At 69.2% G+C, this 15,293-nt stretch carries 22 protein-coding genes; 3 read left to right on the top strand and 19 right to left on the bottom strand.

The features are described from left to right. Positions 1-36: 36 nt before the first annotated feature. The 18 genes from rplR to rpsJ form a co-directional block, all read right to left on the bottom strand. The gene (gene rplR / locus SGFS_RS35330; protein ID WP_005481210.1) at positions 37-420 is read right to left on the bottom strand and encodes a 50S ribosomal protein L18; all 384 of its coding nucleotides are present in this window, start codon (positions 418-420) and stop codon (positions 37-39) included. A gap of 3 nt (positions 421-423) precedes the next feature. After that, entirely contained in the window at positions 424-963 is a 540-nt protein-coding gene (gene rplF, locus SGFS_RS35325; protein ID WP_286256231.1) for a 50S ribosomal protein L6, read from the bottom strand. A gap of 24 nt (positions 964-987) precedes the next feature. Further along, positions 988-1,386, bottom strand: a complete 399-nt coding sequence (rpsH, locus tag SGFS_RS35320; RefSeq protein ID WP_013001411.1) for a 30S ribosomal protein S8 — start codon at positions 1,384-1,386, stop codon at positions 988-990. 213 nt (positions 1,387-1,599) lie between these two features. Then, on the bottom strand, positions 1,600-1,785 hold the full coding sequence (locus SGFS_RS35315) for a type Z 30S ribosomal protein S14 (RefSeq protein ID WP_049567381.1): 186 nt from the start codon (positions 1,783-1,785) through the stop codon (positions 1,600-1,602). Positions 1,786-1,790: 5 nt separating this feature from the next. Further along, positions 1,791-2,348 carry a 50S ribosomal protein L5 gene (gene rplE, locus SGFS_RS35310; protein WP_055710750.1) on the bottom strand — a complete coding sequence of 186 codons (558 nt, stop codon included), beginning with the start codon at positions 2,346-2,348 and terminating at the stop codon, positions 1,791-1,793. Then, the gene (gene rplX / locus SGFS_RS35305; RefSeq protein ID WP_045559456.1) at positions 2,348-2,671 is read right to left on the bottom strand and encodes a 50S ribosomal protein L24; all 324 of its coding nucleotides are present in this window, start codon (positions 2,669-2,671) and stop codon (positions 2,348-2,350) included. The genes rplE and rplX overlap by 1 nt, the downstream gene beginning before the upstream one ends. Positions 2,672-2,673: 2 nt before the next feature. Continuing rightward, on the bottom strand, positions 2,674-3,042 hold the full coding sequence (rplN, locus tag SGFS_RS35300; RefSeq protein ID WP_003998823.1) for a 50S ribosomal protein L14: 369 nt from the start codon (positions 3,040-3,042) through the stop codon (positions 2,674-2,676). A gap of 102 nt (positions 3,043-3,144) precedes the next feature. After that, positions 3,145-3,429, bottom strand: a complete 285-nt coding sequence (gene rpsQ / locus SGFS_RS35295) for a 30S ribosomal protein S17 (protein ID WP_004984524.1) — start codon at positions 3,427-3,429, stop codon at positions 3,145-3,147. Next, positions 3,429-3,653 (bottom strand): 50S ribosomal protein L29, encoded by a 225-nt coding sequence (gene rpmC, locus SGFS_RS35290; RefSeq protein ID WP_059079052.1) that lies wholly within the window; start codon positions 3,651-3,653, stop codon positions 3,429-3,431. The genes rpsQ and rpmC overlap by 1 nt, the downstream gene beginning before the upstream one ends. Beyond that, entirely contained in the window at positions 3,653-4,072 is a 420-nt protein-coding gene (gene rplP, locus SGFS_RS35285) for a 50S ribosomal protein L16 (protein ID WP_004927269.1), read from the bottom strand. Before rplP ends, rpmC begins: the two co-directional genes overlap by 1 nt. A 5-nt stretch (positions 4,073-4,077) precedes the next feature. Continuing rightward, the gene (rpsC, locus tag SGFS_RS35280; RefSeq protein ID WP_037747976.1) at positions 4,078-4,908 is read right to left on the bottom strand and encodes a 30S ribosomal protein S3; all 831 of its coding nucleotides are present in this window, start codon (positions 4,906-4,908) and stop codon (positions 4,078-4,080) included. Continuing rightward, a complete protein-coding gene (rplV, locus tag SGFS_RS35275; RefSeq protein WP_030046377.1) occupies positions 4,908-5,255 on the bottom strand; it encodes a 50S ribosomal protein L22 in 348 nt (115 codons plus the stop codon). Before rplV ends, rpsC begins: the two co-directional genes overlap by 1 nt. Before the next feature lie 44 nt (positions 5,256-5,299). Continuing rightward, positions 5,300-5,581, bottom strand: coding sequence for a 30S ribosomal protein S19 (rpsS, locus tag SGFS_RS35270; RefSeq protein WP_003992359.1), 282 nt, complete (start codon positions 5,579-5,581; stop codon positions 5,300-5,302). Between the two features lie 12 nt (positions 5,582-5,593). After that, positions 5,594-6,430: a 50S ribosomal protein L2 gene (gene rplB / locus SGFS_RS35265; protein ID WP_286256230.1), complete on the bottom strand. Its 837-nt coding sequence runs from the start codon at positions 6,428-6,430 to the stop codon at positions 5,594-5,596. A gap of 38 nt (positions 6,431-6,468) precedes the next feature. Next, positions 6,469-6,888, bottom strand: coding sequence for a 50S ribosomal protein L23 (gene rplW, locus SGFS_RS35260; RefSeq protein ID WP_286256229.1), 420 nt, complete (start codon positions 6,886-6,888; stop codon positions 6,469-6,471). Beyond that, positions 6,888-7,544, bottom strand: coding sequence for a 50S ribosomal protein L4 (rplD, locus tag SGFS_RS35255; protein WP_286256228.1), 657 nt, complete (start codon positions 7,542-7,544; stop codon positions 6,888-6,890). Before rplD ends, rplW begins: the two co-directional genes overlap by 1 nt. Positions 7,545-7,552: 8 nt before the next feature. Next, positions 7,553-8,197, bottom strand: a complete 645-nt coding sequence (rplC, locus tag SGFS_RS35250) for a 50S ribosomal protein L3 (RefSeq protein WP_020135811.1) — start codon at positions 8,195-8,197, stop codon at positions 7,553-7,555. Positions 8,198-8,214: 17 nt separating this feature from the next. After that, positions 8,215-8,523 (bottom strand): 30S ribosomal protein S10, encoded by a 309-nt coding sequence (gene rpsJ, locus SGFS_RS35245; RefSeq protein ID WP_003948644.1) that lies wholly within the window; start codon positions 8,521-8,523, stop codon positions 8,215-8,217. Between the two features lie 612 nt (positions 8,524-9,135). Here rpsJ and SGFS_RS35240 point away from each other — a divergent pair. Then, positions 9,136-10,824 (top strand): RNA ligase family protein, encoded by a 1,689-nt coding sequence (locus tag SGFS_RS35240; protein ID WP_286256227.1) that lies wholly within the window; start codon positions 9,136-9,138, stop codon positions 10,822-10,824. A 6-nt stretch (positions 10,825-10,830) separates the two neighbouring features. After that, positions 10,831-13,617 carry a poly(A) polymerase gene (locus SGFS_RS35235; RefSeq protein WP_286256226.1) on the top strand — a complete coding sequence of 929 codons (2,787 nt, stop codon included), beginning with the start codon at positions 10,831-10,833 and terminating at the stop codon, positions 13,615-13,617. 10 nt (positions 13,618-13,627) lie between these two features. Here SGFS_RS35235 and SGFS_RS35230 read toward each other — a convergent pair whose 3' ends face one another. Continuing rightward, the gene (locus SGFS_RS35230; RefSeq protein ID WP_286256225.1) at positions 13,628-14,455 is read right to left on the bottom strand and encodes a hypothetical protein; all 828 of its coding nucleotides are present in this window, start codon (positions 14,453-14,455) and stop codon (positions 13,628-13,630) included. 478 nt (positions 14,456-14,933) lie between these two features. Here SGFS_RS35230 and SGFS_RS35225 point away from each other — a divergent pair, with 478 nt between their 5' ends. After that, on the top strand, positions 14,934-15,293 hold the full coding sequence (locus SGFS_RS35225) for a hypothetical protein (RefSeq protein ID WP_286256224.1): 360 nt from the start codon (positions 14,934-14,936) through the stop codon (positions 15,291-15,293).

Raw genomic sequence — 15,293 nt, 5'->3', positions numbered from 1 at the left:
ATTTACCTCTCTCTTTCCGCTAGCTACGCAGCGAGCTCAGAACTTGAGCCCGGCCTCGCGGGCGGCGTCGGCGAGGGCCGCAATGCGACCCGCGTACCGGTTACCACCACGGTCGAACACGACGGCCTCGACACCAGCGGCCTTGGCACGCTCGGCGACCAGTGCGCCGACCTTGCCGGCCTGGGCCGACTTGTCTTCCGACGCACCACGGATCGACGAGTCCAGGGTGGACGCCGACGCAAGGGTGTGACCCTTGAGGTCGTCGATCACCTGGGCCACGATGTGGCGGTTCGAGCGGGTCACGACCAGGCGGGGACGCTCAGCCGTACCGTTGACCTTCTTACGGATCCGGATGTGGCGCCGCTTGATGGCAGCACGCTTGTAAGCGTCGCCCTTAGCGATCTTCGTACCGTATGCCATGGCTTACTTACCCGCCTTTCCGACCTTGCGGCGGATGACTTCGCCCTCGTACTTGACGCCCTTGGCCTTGTACGGGTCGGGCTTGCGCAGCTTGCGGATGTTGGCCGCAACCTCGCCGACCTTCTGCTTGTCGATGCCCTCGACCGAGAAACGGGTCGGAGCCTCCACCTTGAAGGTGATGCCCTCGGGCGCCTCGACGGTGATCGGGTGGCTGTAGCCGAGCGCGAACTCGAGGTTCGAACCCTTGGCCTGCACGCGGTAACCGACACCGCTGATCTCGAGCTTCTTCACGTAACCCTGGGTCACGCCGGTGATCATGTTCGCCACCAGCGTGCGGGACAGGCCGTGCAGGGCCTTGCTCTGACGCTCGTCGTTGGGGCGGGTGACGTTCAGAACGCCGTCCTCACCCTTGGCGATCTCGATCGGCGAAACGACGGTGTGGGTCAGCGTGCCCTTGGGGCCCTTGACCGAGACCGTCTGGCCGTCGATGGTGACGTCCACGCCGGCGGGAACCGTGATGGGGAGCTTGCCAATGCGCGACATAGCTGTTTCCTCCGTTCCCTTCCGCTACCAGACGTAGGCGAGGACTTCTCCGCCTACGCCCTTCTTGCCGGCCTGCTTGTCGGTGAGGAGCCCGTGGGACGTGGAGATGATCGCCACGCCGAGGCCACCCAGCACCTTGGGCAGGGAGGTGGACTTCGCGTAAACCCGGAGACCGGGCTTGGAGATCCGCTTGATGCCCGCGATGGAGCGCTCACGGTTGGGGCCGAACTTCAGCTCCAGGACGAGGTTCTTGCCGACCTCGGCGTCCTCGACCTTCCAGCCCGTGATGAAGCCCTCCTGCTGGAGGATCTCCGCGATGTGAGACTTGATCTTCGATGCCGGCATCGTCACGGAGTCGTGGTATGCCGAGTTCGCGTTCCGCAGACGCGTAAGCATGTCTGCGATCGGATCAGTCATGGTCATGAATTGGCCTTCGGCCTCTCTCGCCGGGGTTTCCTGGTGCACCATCCCTCTCCCCGATCCGAGACGGGGCGGGTGCGGCGCGGTGGACCTACGGCGTAGTAAGTCGTACGGGCGGCAACAGGCGCCCAACCCTCCAAGCCTAAGCCATGGAAGGGTGGGCGCCTGACACGCCCAGTGCTTACCGAGAGCTTCGGGAATCCCTGAAAGTGGGGATTACCAGGAGCTCTTGGTCACGCCCGGCAGCTCGCCACGGTGAGCCATCTCACGAAGGCACACGCGGCAGAGGCCGAACTTGCGGTACACGGAGTGCGGACGGCCACACCGCTGGCAGCGGGTGTAGCCGCGCACGGCGAACTTAGGCTTACGAGCAGCCTTCGCGATCAGAGCCTTCTTCGCCATCTCGCTCACGCCTCCTTGAAGGGGAAGCCGAGGTGACGGAGGAGCGCACGGCCCTCAGCGTCGTTGGTCGCCGTGGTCACCACGGTGATGTCCATACCCCGGGTGCGGTCGATCTTGTCCTGGTCGATCTCGTGGAACATGACCTGCTCGGTGAGACCGAAGGTGTAGTTGCCACGGCCGTCGAACTGCTTGGGGGACAGACCACGGAAGTCGCGGATGCGCGGGAGCGCGAGCGACAGGGTGCGGTCCAGGAACTCCCACATGCGGTCGCCACGGAGCGTGACGTGGGCACCGATCGGCTGGCCCTCACGCAGCTTGAACTGCGCGATGGACTTACGGGCCTTGGTGACGGCCGGCTTCTGACCGGTGATCGTGGTGAGGTCGCGGATGGCGCCCTCGATCAGCTTCGAGTCGCGGGCGGCGTCGCCCACACCCATGTTGACCACGATCTTGACGAGGCCGGGGATCTGCATGACGTTCTCGTACTGGAACTCGTCACGCAGCTTGCCCGCGATCTCCTCGCGGTACTTCGTCTTGAGACGCGGAGTGGTGGTGGTAGCCATCAGATGTCCTCACCCGTCCGCTTGGCAACGCGAACCTTGTTGCCCTCGTCGTCGAAGCGGTAACCGACGCGGGTCACGACCTTCTTGCCGTCCTTCTCAACGACCAGCTGGACGTTGGAGACGTGGATCGGCGCCTCGGTCGTGACGATGCCGCCGGCCTGCGAACCGCTGGCGGTCGGACCGGCCTTGGTGTGCTTCTTGACCCGGTTGACACCCTCGACCAGAACACGGTCCTCGCGGGGGAAGGCCGCGATGACCTTGCCCTGCTTGCCCTTGTCCTTACCGGTGATGACCTGGACCAGGTCGCCCTTCTTGATCTTCATGCTTACAGCACCTCCGGAGCCAGCGAGATGATCTTCATGAACTTCTTCTCGCGCAGCTCACGCCCGACCGGGCCGAAGATGCGGGTGCCGCGAGGGTCGCCGTCGTTCTTCAGAATGACGGCGGCGTTCTCGTCGAAGCGGATGTACGAGCCGTCCGGACGGCGGCGCTCCTTGACGGTGCGAACGATGACCGCCTTGACGACGTCACCCTTCTTCACGTTGCCACCGGGGATCGCGTCCTTGACGGTGGCGACGATGACGTCACCGATGCCCGCGTAGCGGCGACCGGAGCCACCGAGCACACGGATGCAAAGGATTTCCTTCGCACCAGTGTTGTCGGCGACACGCAGTCGCGACTCCTGCTGGATCACGTCTATCTCCTGTTTGTCTGCCGGTTCCCGGGGCGGGTGCGAAAGTTGCACACCCGCCCCGAGCCTGGCGGAACTGACCTGCGGGATTACCCCCGCAGGAAATTACTTGGCCTTCTCGAGGATCTCGACGACGCGCCAGCGCTTCGTCGCGGACAGCGGCCGGGTCTCCATGAGGAGGACGCGGTCGCCGACACCCGCGGCGTTCTGCTCGTCGTGCGCCTTGAGCTTGTTCGTACGGCGGATGACCTTGCCGTACAGCGCGTGCTTGACGCGGTCCTCGACAGCGACGACGACGGTCTTGTCCATCTTGTCGCTGACGACGAGACCCTCGCGGGTCTTGCGGAAGCCGCGCGCCTCAGTGTTCTCAGTCACGTTGTTCTCGCTCATCAGGCGTTCTCCACCGTTTCGATGCCCAGCTCACGCTCGCGCATCAGGGTGTAGATCCGCGCGATGTCCTTGCGGACCGCCTTCAGACGGCCATGGTTCTCGAGCTGCCCCGTCGCCGCCTGGAAGCGGAGGTTGAACAGCTCTTCCTTGGCCTCGCGGAGCTTGTTGAGAAGCTCCTCGTTGCCCAGCTCGCGCAGCTCGGACGCCTTGGTACCGGCCGACATCACGCTTCACCTGCCTCGCGCTTGACGATCCGGCACTTCATCGGCAGCTTGTGGGCGGCGCGAGTCAGGGCCTCACGGGCGATCTTCTCGTTCGGGTAGGACAGCTCGAACATCACCCGACCCGGGTGAACGTTCGCGATCCACCACTCGGGCGAACCCTTACCGGAACCCATGCGGGTCTCGGCGGGCTTCTTCGTGAGCGGGCGGTCCGGGTAGATGTTGATCCAGACCTTGCCGCCACGCTTGATGTGGCGGGTCATCGCGATACGGGCCGCCTCGATCTGGCGGTTGGTCACGTACGCCGGCGTGAGGGCCTGAATGCCGTACTCGCCGAACGCAACCGTCGTACCGCCCTTGGCCTGACCACGACGCTTCGGGTGGTGCTGCTTGCGGTGCTTGACCCTACGGGGGATCAGCATGTCCCTCAGGCCTCCGTTCCGGTGCTCTCAGCCGGAGCGGCAGCCGGAGCCTCGGCCTTGGGGGCCTCGGCAGCGGGAGCCTGCTGCGGCTTACGACCGCGACCGCCACGCTCGCCACCGCGGCCACCACGGCCGGCGGGGCGGTCAGCGCCACCACGGGCCGGGCGGTTGCCGGCGCGGGCAGCGGCGTTCTCGGCGCGGACCTCGGCGATGTTCTTGACGTCGCCCTTGTAGATCCAGACCTTCACGCCGATGCGGCCGAAGGTCGTCTTGGCCTCGAAGAAGCCGTAGTCCACGTTCGCGCGGAGCGTGTGCAGGGGCACACGGCCCTCGCGGTAGAACTCCGAGCGGGACATCTCGGCGCCGCCGAGGCGGCCACCGCACTGGATCTTGATGCCCTTGGCGCCGGCCTTCATCGCCGACTGCATGCTCTTACGCATGGCGCGGCGGAAGGAGACGCGGGAGGAGAGCTGCTCGGCGACGGCCTGAGCAACCAGCTGAGCGTCCGTCTCGGGGTTCTTGACCTCGAGGATGTTCAGCTGGACCTGCTTGCCCGTGAGCTTCTCGAGGTCACCGCGGATGCGGTCGGCCTCGGCGCCACGGCGGCCGATGACGATGCCCGGACGCGCGGTGTGGATGTCCACGCGGACACGGTCACGGGTGCGCTCGATCTCAACCTTCGAGATACCGGCGCGCTCCATGCCGGACGTCATCATCCGACGGATGGCGACGTCTTCCTTGACGTAGTCCTTGTACAGCTTGTCGGCGTACCAGCGGGACTTGAAGTCCGTGGTGATGCCGAGCCGGAACCCATGCGGGTTAACCTTCTGGCCCATTACCGGGTTCCTTCCTTGCTGCTGACGACCACGGTGATGTGGCTGGTCCGCTTGCGGATCCGGTAGGCACGGCCCTGGGCGCGCGGCCGGAACCGCTTCAGGGTCGGACCCTCGTCGACGTACGCCTCGCTGATGAACAGCGACGTGGCGTCCGGGTGGTCGTAGTTGTGCGCGGCGTTGGCGATGGCGCTGTCGAGCACCTTGCCGACGGGCACGGAAGCGGCCTGCGGGGCGAATCGCAGGACCGCCTGAGCCTCCGTGGCGTCCATGCCACGGATAAGGTCCACCACGCGGCGGGCCTTCATGGGCGTGACGCGGATGTACCGCGCTTGGGCCCTGGCTTCCATGGTTGTCCCTCTCAGTTACTTACGTGTCTGAATGCGATCCGCGGTTAGCGGCGCTTCGACTTCCGGTCGTCCTTGACGTGACCCCGGAAGGTACGCGTCGGCGAGAACTCGCCGAGCTTGTGACCGACCATCGACTCGGTGACGAACACCGGGATGTGGGTCTTGCCGTTGTGCACCGCGAGCGTGTGGCCGAGCATGGCCGGCACGATCATGGAGCGACGGGACCAGGTCTTGATGACGTTCTTGGTGCCGGCTTCGTTCTGGGCGTCCACCTTCTTGATCAGGTGGTCGTCGACGAAGGGCCCCTTCTTGAGACTGCGCGGCATCTAAACCCGCTCCTAGCGCTTCTTGTTCGTCTTGCGGCGGCGGACGATGTACTTGTTCGAAGCCTTCTTCGGCGAACGAGTACGACCCTCCTTCTGACCCCAGGGGCTGACCGGGTGGCGACCACCGGAGGTCTTGCCCTCACCACCACCGTGGGGGTGGTCAACCGGGTTCATCGCCACACCGCGAACGGTCGGGCGGACGCCCAGCCAGCGCTTGCGGCCGGCCTTGCCCCAGTTGATGTTGCTCTGCTCGGCGTTGCCGACCTCGCCGACGGTGGCGCGGCAGCGCACGTCGACCAGGCGGATCTCACCGGACGGCATGCGGAGGTGGGCGTAGGCGCCCTCCTTCGCGAGCAGCTGCACGGAGGCACCGGCGGAGCGGGCGAACTTGGCGCCGCCACCGGGACGGAGCTCGATCGCGTGGATCGTGGTACCGACCGGGATGTTGCGGAGCGCCAGGTTGTTGCCCGGCTTGATGTCGGCCCCGGGGCCGTTCTCCACGCGGTCACCCTGCGACAGGTTGCGGGGGGCGAGGATGTAGCGCTTCTCGCCGTCCGCGTAGTGCAGCAGCGCGATGCGCGCGGTGCGGTTGGGGTCGTACTCGATGTGCGCGACCTTCGCCGGCACGCCGTCCTTGTCGTGACGACGGAAGTCGATCACGCGGTAGGCGCGCTTGTGTCCGCCACCCTGGTGGCGAACGGTCACACGACCGGAATTGTTACGGCCGCCCTTGCTGTGCAGGGGACGGACCAGCGACTTCTCCGGCGTGGACCGCGTGACCTCGACGAAGTCGGCGACGCTGGAGCCACGACGGCCCGGCGTAGTCGGCTTGTACTTGCGGATTCCCATTTCTCAGTCCTCGTCCGATATCGGACGATCCGACCCGCTTACGCGGTCGGACCGCCGAAGATGTCGATACGGTCGCCCTCGGCAAGGGTCACGATGGCGCGCTTGGAGCCGGCACGCTGACCGAAACCGGTCTTGGTGCGCTTGCGCTTGCCGATGCGGTTGAGCGTGTTGACCCCAACGACCTTGACGTCGAAGACCGCCTGGACGGCCTGCTTGATCTGGGTCTTGTTGGCGCCGGGCGCGACGACGAAGGTGTACTTGCCCTCGTCGAGCAGCGCGTAGCTCTTCTCCGACACGACCGGCTTCAGCAGCACGTCACGGTGGTCCGTGTACGCCTTGCTGGGCGCGGTGACGACGGTGTTCTTGCCCTCGGCGGCGTGGCGACGCGCCTTGGCGACGCGCGCGGCCTTGGCGGCCTTCGCAGCCTTGGAGGCGATGGAGGGGTGACGGATGGCCATCAGACCTCAGTCCCTTCGGTGTCGTTGGCCTTCGGGCCGGCGACGAAGGACTCGAGAGCGGCCTGGGTGAAGACCACGTCGTCCGAGACGATCACGTCGTACGTGTTCAGCTGGCCCGGCTCCAGGATGTGGACCTGGGGCAGGTTGCGGGCGGACAGCCACGCGGCCTCGTCGGCGCGCTCGACGACCAGGAGCAGGTTCTTGCGCTCCGAGATCTTGCCGAACAGCGTGCGAGCGGCCTTCGTGGAAGGAGCCTCGCCCTCGATCACGCCGGAGACGACGTGGATGCGGTTGTGGCGGGCCCGGTCGGTGAGGGCGTGACGCAGGGCGGCAGCCTTCATCTTCTTCGGGGTCCGCTGCGAGTAGTCACGCGGCACGGGACCGTGCACGACGCCACCACCGGCGAACTGCGGCGCGCGGGTCGAGCCCTGACGGGCGCGGCCGGTGCCCTTCTGGCGGTAAGGCTTCTTGCCACCACCACGGACTTCGCCACGGGTCTTGGTCTTGTGGGTGCCCTGGCGGGCAGCCGCGTTCTGCGCGACGACGACCTGGTGGATCAGCGGGATGCTGACCTTCTCCACGCCGAAGATCTCCGCGGGGAGCTCGACGCTACCGGTCTTCTCGCCTGCAGGCGAAAGGATGTCAACAGTGCTCATCGGTTACCTCAGGCCCCCTTGGCCGCGGTGCGGACCAGGACGAGGCCGCCGTTCGGACCGGGAACCGCGCCCTTGATGAGCAGCAGACCCTTCTCCGCGTCAACGGCGTGGACGGTCAGGTTCTGGGTGGTGACGCGCTCGTTGCCCATGCGACCCGCCATGCGGAGGCCCTTGAACACGCGGCCCGGGGTGGCGCAGCCACCGATGGAGCCGGGAGAGCGGTGCTTGCGCTGGGTGCCGTGTCCGGCGCCGAGGCCCTTGAAGTTGTGACGCTTCATGACACCGGCGAAGCCCTTGCCCTTGCTCTTGCCGGTCACGTCGACCTTGATGCCGGCCTCGAACACCTCAGCGGTGATCTCCTGGCCGAGGGTGTACTCGCTGGCGTCAGCGGTACGGATCTCGACGAGGTGGCGGCGGGGGGTGACGTCGGCCTTGGCGAAGTGGCCCTTGAGGGGCTTGTTCACCTTGCGCGGGTCGATCTCGCCGAAGGCGATCTGGACCGACTCGTAGCCGTCGACGTCGTTCGTACGAACCTGGGTCACGACGTTGGGGCCGGCCTTGACGACGGTGACCGGAACAACACGGTTGTTCTCGTCCCACACCTGCGTCATGCCGAGCTTCTCGCCCAGGATGCCCTTGATCTGCTTAGCCATTCTCAGCTCACCGACCCCTAGAGCTTGATCTCGATGTCGACACCGGCCGGGAGGTCGAGTCGCATCAGAGAGTCAACGGTCTTGGGGGTGGGGTCGAGAATGTCGATCAGGCGCTTGTGCGTGCGCATCTCGAAGTGCTCGCGCGAGTCCTTGTACTTGTGCGGCGACTTGATGACGCAGTACACGTTCTTCTCAGTGGGCAGCGGCACCGGGCCCGCGACCGACGCACCAGTGCGGGTCACCGTCTCGACGATCTTCTTCGCCGAGGAGTCGATGACCTCGTGGTCGTAGGCCTTGAGCCGGATGCGGATCTTCTGTCCCGCCATGGCTACTCAGTAGTCCTTTGTCTCGTTTAACGCTCTGGAACCCGGTGTTCCGTCACCCGCTCCTCCGACCCACGCGGTCGGGTGTGTCGCGCTTCCACTGACACAGATGCCCCTTGGTTCGAGCATCCCCATCCGGGAAACACGGCCCTTCCGGAACCGCGGGCCGGGGGCGGAAGGCCCACCGGGTGCCTGGTCTGTGCCGCACTGACACTTCCCGGAAGATTCCCGTACGTCCGCCCCAGCGCTGCCGTAAGGCAGTTAAGGCGACGAGTACCGTGGGACTCGCTTCCAGTCCTCCCGGCGGGAGGCGCGCAGCATCAACACTCGACCGAGCAACCCCGCTAGTCTGCCATACAGGGCAGGGGCTCCGCCAATCGAGCCGGAGAGACTACCCCGAGAGTGACGCAGGTCAAACCCGGCGCCGTTCCACCGAGGGACCGGGGCCACGAGTGGAGCGCTCGCGGAGGCCGGGGAAGGGGTTTCACGACGGGACCGGCTTCACCCGGCCTGGTTGATGACGGGACCCCGAGCCGCCGGTAATCCGCTCGCTCGCCGCTGCCGCGCGCTCCTACGCTGATCAGGTACGTCGGCTGTCACGGGGGAACGTTCACGATGCGTACGCACTACCCGCGGACCAGGCATCTGCCCTGGTCCCCCGGCGCGACCGCCGATGATCTCCGGGTCACCGACCTGTCCGGCCTGCGCGGTCGCGAGGTCGTCGTGACCGAGAAGCTCGACGGCGAGAACACCACGCTGTACGCCGACGGCCTGCACGCCCGCTCACTCGACTCCGCGCACCACCCCTCCCGTACCTGGGTCAAGGCGCTCCAGGCCCGCGTCGGCCACGCCGTTCCGGCGGGCTGGCGGGTGTGCGGGGAGAACATGTTCGCCCGCCACTCCATCCCCTACGACGACCTGGACAGCTGGTTCTACGGCTTCTCGGTGTGGGACGGGGACGGGCGCTGCCTGGACTGGGACCGGACGGTGGCCTTTCTGCGCGGACTCGGGGTCCCCGTGCCGCGCGTGCTGTGGCGGGGCGTGTTCGACGAGCGGGCGCTGCGCGCGCTGCGGCTGGACCTCGGGCGGCAGGAGGGGTACGTCGTCCGGGTCGTGGACGGCTTCGGCGCGGAGGAGTTCGGCGCCCGCGTCGCCAAGTGGGTGCGGGCGGGGCATGTACGGACGGACACGCACTGGATGCACGCGGCCGTCGTCGAGAACGGCCTCGGGGCGGGGGCCCCGCTGTGGGCGGTGCGTTCCGGGGCGCCCGTGGACGCGGGGGCGCTGGCGGAGGCCGTCGGGCTGCCCGCCGAGGGGGACCGGGAGGCCGTCGCCCGCTTCGATGCGGCCGGGCGGACCGGCGACGACCGGCTCGTCGGCGTACTGGCCGCGCTGCTGCACGGCCACGACCACGGCGGCCGGCGGGCCCGGCTCGCGGCGCGGCTGGCCGGGGTCGTGGGTATGCCGCTCGCGCGCCGGGTCGCCGACCTCGTGGGGCTGCACCCCGCGCTGCACCGGCCGTATCCGGACGAGGACCGCCGGACCGGCCTGGCCCGGCTGTCCCTCGCCGCCGACCTCGGGCTGCTGCACGCGGTCGCCCGTGCCACGGCGGTGACGGACGAGGCGCGCGAGCAGGTGGAGTGGTCGGCGCTGCACGCCGAGGAGGTGCCGGGCCTGGACGAGGGCGCCCTGCGGGAGGCGTTCGCCGGGCTGCCGCCCGACGCGGCCGTCCGCTGCCGGGCCGAAGCGCGGGAGGCGTATGCGCGGGGGCGGATGGGCGGGGGCGGCTCCGGAGCCGCCGACGAGGCCGTCGCCGCGACGTGGCGGTGGCGGTCGGGGGCCTTCCCGAGGCTGATCCAGCTGGTCGGTCCGGCGGGCAGCGGCAAGAGCACGTTCGCCCGGGGGCTCACGGGCGTGGACGCGTACGTGTCGCTGGACGATCTGCGCGAGGCGCGCGGCGCACGGGCCGACCAGCGGGCCAACCCGGACGTGCTGCGCGCGGGGCTCGACCGGCTGGACGGGGCGCTGGCCGCCGACGGGACGGTGGTGTGGGACGCCACCTCGCTCAACCATCAGCAGCGCTCGCTGGTGCACGCGGTCGCCCACCGCCGCAACGCCCTGATCACCCATGCCGTGGTCCTGGTCGACGAGGCCGAGCTGATCCGACGCAACACCCGCCGCGAGCACCCGGTACCGCCCGAGGTGCTCACGGCGCAGTTGCGCCGCTTCGCCCCGCCGTATCCGGGCGACGCGCACCGCACCTGGTACATCGGGGCGAGCGGGACCATAGAGGAAGAGGTCTGAGGAACCGTGCGTACGAGCGAGGAGATCTATCACCGGGTGCGCTGGGACGCGCGCTTCGACCCGGCCCGCTTCGTGCTCGGCGTCCTTCAGCGGAACGCCCCGCCCAAGCGGGTCCCCCTGCCCGCGTTCGTGCCCGGCGGCGAGATCCCGTGGCACCGGGTGCTGTTCTTCGAGGCGGACGGCGAGGTGGTCTGGGACCGGGCGACGGGTGTGGACCGGATCGACGCGACGGAGGCGGGGCGCGTACGGGAGGCCCGTCTGCTCCGGGCGCCGTTCTTCACGGCGCGCACGCCGCACGCGTGGGACGGGGAGAGCTGGGTGCCCACCCGCTCACCGAGAGGCGCCGGCTCCGAAGGTGTACGGGTGCTGACCTGGAACACCCTCTGGGATCGGTACGACGCCGACCTGATCGACAGCGCCGGGCGCAGGCCGCTGCTGTTGCGTGCCCTGCGTGACGCCGAGGTCGACGTGATCGCGTTGCAGGAGGTCGAGCCGGAGCTGCTGGCCATGCTGCTGCGCGAGCCCTGGGTGCGGGCGGGCTGGACGCTGGGGACGGACCCGCGCGGGCGGGACGTGGACGAGTGCGGTCTGCTGCTCCTGAGCCGGCTGCCGGTCCGCGAGGCCGCGTTCCACGCGCTGGGCCCGCACAAGGCGGTGACCGCGATCGTGGTGGAGACAGCCACGCGGCCCCTCGTCATCGCGGCCACCCACCTGAGCAGCGATCATTCCGAGAACGGTGCCGGTCGCCGCACCGCCGAACTAACCCGGTTGGCCGAGGGACTGGCGGCCCTGGAAGCCGATCTGGTCCTGTTGGGCGACTTCAACGACGGCGGCGACACACCCCAGCTGACGCTCGGGATGCGGGACGCGTGGAGCGAGACGCACGGCCCGGACGACATGACGCCGACCTTCGACCCGGGCGCCAACCCGCTGGCGGCGGTCTCCTCCCTGACGGGGCGGGTGTCACGGCTGGACCGGGTGCTGGTGCGCGGGCAGGGTCTGGGGGTGCGGTCGGCCGACCTGTACGGGGACGCGCCCTCGCCGGACGGGCTGTACATCTCGGACCACTACGGCGTACGGGCGGAGGTGGGGCCTGACGCCCCGGACACCGCCTTCGCATGCCTCGACGCCCGGCCGACACCCCGTACAGCCCTGGCGTGGCTCCCTCCCGAGGAGCTGTGGCCGCCGCTGCAGGACATCCGCCGGGAGCACGACCCGCAGATCCACCGTTGGCCCCCGCATGTGAACCTGCTCTTCGGCTTCGTACCGGAACACGCCTTCGAGCAGGCGGCCGCGGTGCTCGCGACGGCCACGACGACTCCGTTCGACGCCCGGCTGGAGGGCGTGCACTGGTTCGGCCACCGGGACGACGCGACGGTGTGGCTCGACCCGGCGGCGGTCGGCGAGGAGCCCTGGGCCGAGCTGCACAGCACCCTCGTACGCCACTTCCCGCGCTGCCGCGGCCGCCACGAGGGCTTCACCCCGCACCTGAGCCTGGGCCGCGCCACCGACCCGAACACCCTGGCCGCCGTCTGCGCGGCCCGGCTCGCCCCCATGCCGGCCAGGGTCGGCGAGCTGGCGCTGCTGTCGCGACGCGGGGACGAGCCGATGCGGGTGCGGGGGACGGTGAGCCTGGGGACGGGAGAGGTGCGCTGGCGGGAGGAGCCGACACCGTACGAGATCGGCGGGGACGACGAGGTCGGCGAGGTCGGCGACGCCGCCGTGGCGGACCGGGTCACTCGCCTCGTCGCGGACGCGTTCCCCGGCGGCGTCGTGCATGTCGTCGGCTCCCGGCGCATGGGCTGCGCGCTGCCCGGCGCGGACCTGGACCTGGTGGCGGCCCTGCCCGGTACGGTCGAACTCGCCGCTGTACAGGCGGATTTGAGCGAGGCGACGCGTGAGGCCGGCGACGTGCGCGAGGTGGTCGGGGCGCGCGTACCCGGTCTGCGGCTGCGGCTGGACGGGCTGGACGTGGACCTGGCCGTCGTGGCCACCGGATCGCTGGACCCCACGGAGGCGGTGGACCGCCGGGCCGAGTTGGGCGAGGCGGCGGCGATCGCGCTCAGCGCGGTGAGCGACGCCGACGCGGTACTCGCCTCGGCGGGCGCCCACGGGCCGGCCTTCGCCCGGCTGGCCAGGCAGGTCAAGGCCTGGGCGAAGGCGCGGGGCCTGGACTCGGCACCGTTCGGCGGCCTGCCGGGCCTGGCCTGGTCCGTCCTGGCGGCCCGCACCGCGAGCGAGGCGGGCGACCTGCCGCCGGCCGACCTCCTACGGCACTTCTTCGCGACGTGGGCGGCGTGGGACTGGCGTGAGCCGGTGGGACCCACGACCGAGTCCTCCCAGGCCCTCCCCCTGACCATCGCGACACCCTCGGCCCCGGTGCGCCCGTGCACGGACCAGGTCACGACGGGCATGCGCGACCTGATCACGCAGGAGCTGTTCCGGGCTTGGGAGTTGCTGGAGGAGGGCTGTCCGTGGGCCGACCTCCTCGCCCCTCCCCCACTCCACCGCCGCCACGCCGCCTGGGCGATCGTGACGGTGGAAGAGGGTGCGGACGAGGGCCGGGTACGGGGCAGGATGCGGGCCCTGATCACCGACCTCGCCGAGGCGGCCCCGGAGTGCCACGCCTGGCCCCGCCCCTTCACCACGGCCCCCGCCCGCTACGCCATCGGCCTGGGCCGGACCCCACCGGCCGCCGCCGAGCTGACCGCCGTGGCGGAACGCAGGCTGCGCGGTCTGGCGGGGGTCGCGCTCACGAGGGCCGAGGGCGGCGAGACATCGACGCTCCGCTGACCGCCGGAGGTCAGCGCACGTCGACGTAGGCCGCCGGGCTGGTGGCGACGTCGGTCGTCGAGTTGCCGTGGTACACCCAGCGGTAGAAGCCGTCGGCCGAGGCGGTGGCCGTGGTGTTCAGGGCGCCGGTGCCGCTGGTGGTGACCTTCTTGACCGTCTTGAAGGAGGTGGCGTCCGAGGCGCGGTACTGGAGGCTGACCGTACGGCCGCTGTAGCCGCCGTACTTCTTGGTGCTCCAGTTCGCCCGGGTCAGCTTGCCCGTGACGGTGATCTTCCTGCCCTTGGTGACCGTCTCCGGCGTGGCGTCGACGGTGACCTTGGCCGCGCGCTTGAGCTGCACGGTCTTGGACCGGGTCTCGTACTCCTCGGTCTTGAGTCCGCCGTTGGCCTTCCACAGACGCAGCACGACGGCGACCTTCCAGGTCGTGGCGTCGTTGTTGGAGTTGACCTGCTTCCGGCTCGGGTGCGGGTCGATGTGGAAGGTGCCCTCGCACCGGGCGTGCTTGGAGTCGGTCTCGAAGCAGGTGTAGATGCCCGGCCCTATGTAGTTGTCAGCGCTCTCGGCGGCCGTCTTCGGGCTGCCGCGGTAGATGAAGGGGTGCGCGCTGTAGCGGAACGGGTCCGCGGTGCTGTACCCGGGCGGCAGGGCGATGTTGAAGCTGATGGGCGGCCGCACCTCCTTGGACGTTCCCACCACGATCGGCTTGCCCATGTTGATGACGATGTCCGACACGGTGATTCCGGTGTCCGCCGCGTGGGCCGCCGGCGCGTTCAGCACCGAGAATCCCAGCGCCCCCACGAGCGCGGCCACCGCGACGGTTCGTCTGCCTGACTTCATTCACACCTCTTCAAAGGGCGCGGATACGGAAGGCGGCAGATTACCAATGACGTGGTCATGCCCCCGACACAGTTCGGAAGCACCTCCGGCGGCGGTCTCGCGAAGACCTGGACGAAGACCTCGACATATCGTCGACCTGACGATATAATCTCGTCGAGATGACGAAACCGAGTGGACGGCCGCCGACGCAGCCACTTCGACCGACTCCCCCGCCACCGAGAGGCCCTCCCACGCGGCCCGGGTCGCCCGGGAGAACGGCGAGGGCGAGCACATCGCGCCCGCCTACCCGCCGGGGCTGGAGAACCTCACCGGCCTGGACGCGCCGAGGAGCCTCGACGCCTGGGGAAACGTCCACCGCGCGCTCCCGCCCGCTCTGCGCAGCAGCCGGTCCCTGAAGGGCGCCACCGCGGACCCCGCCCGCGGCAGCGCGCTGCGCGCCCCGGACGGCACACCGCTCGTCCCGCTGCACCCTGTCACCGTGGACGAGGAGGACCTGCGCGCCCTGGGGCGCGCCCTCACTCCGCGTCACCCACCGCCCCGACGGCTCGGCGGACATCGAGAGCGTGGCGAGCCCCGGCGAGTACGTCGGCCGGTCGACCGGACCGTCGCGGTCCTGGCCCTCGCCCCCGACGAGGACGTCGAGACCCTGGCCGCCGCGCTCACCCCCGACCGCTTCGCCGGGGGCACACGCCGCGTCACCCTCTCCGACAGCGAGTACGCGGCCTACGACCGCTTCGCGGACCGGCTCGCCGCCGCGGCCATGACGGGTCAGTTCATGGGCGACCGGGCCCTGTTCAGAAGCCGCTACCGACCCACGGAAGCGGGAGGCGATGAGTAG

It is taken from the genome of Streptomyces graminofaciens (assembly GCF_030294945.1).
GTDB classification, from domain to species: domain Bacteria; phylum Actinomycetota; class Actinomycetes; order Streptomycetales; family Streptomycetaceae; genus Streptomyces; species Streptomyces graminofaciens.
The sequence above is the reverse complement of the archived record's forward strand: the minus strand, read 5'-3'. Positions and strand labels throughout refer to the sequence as shown.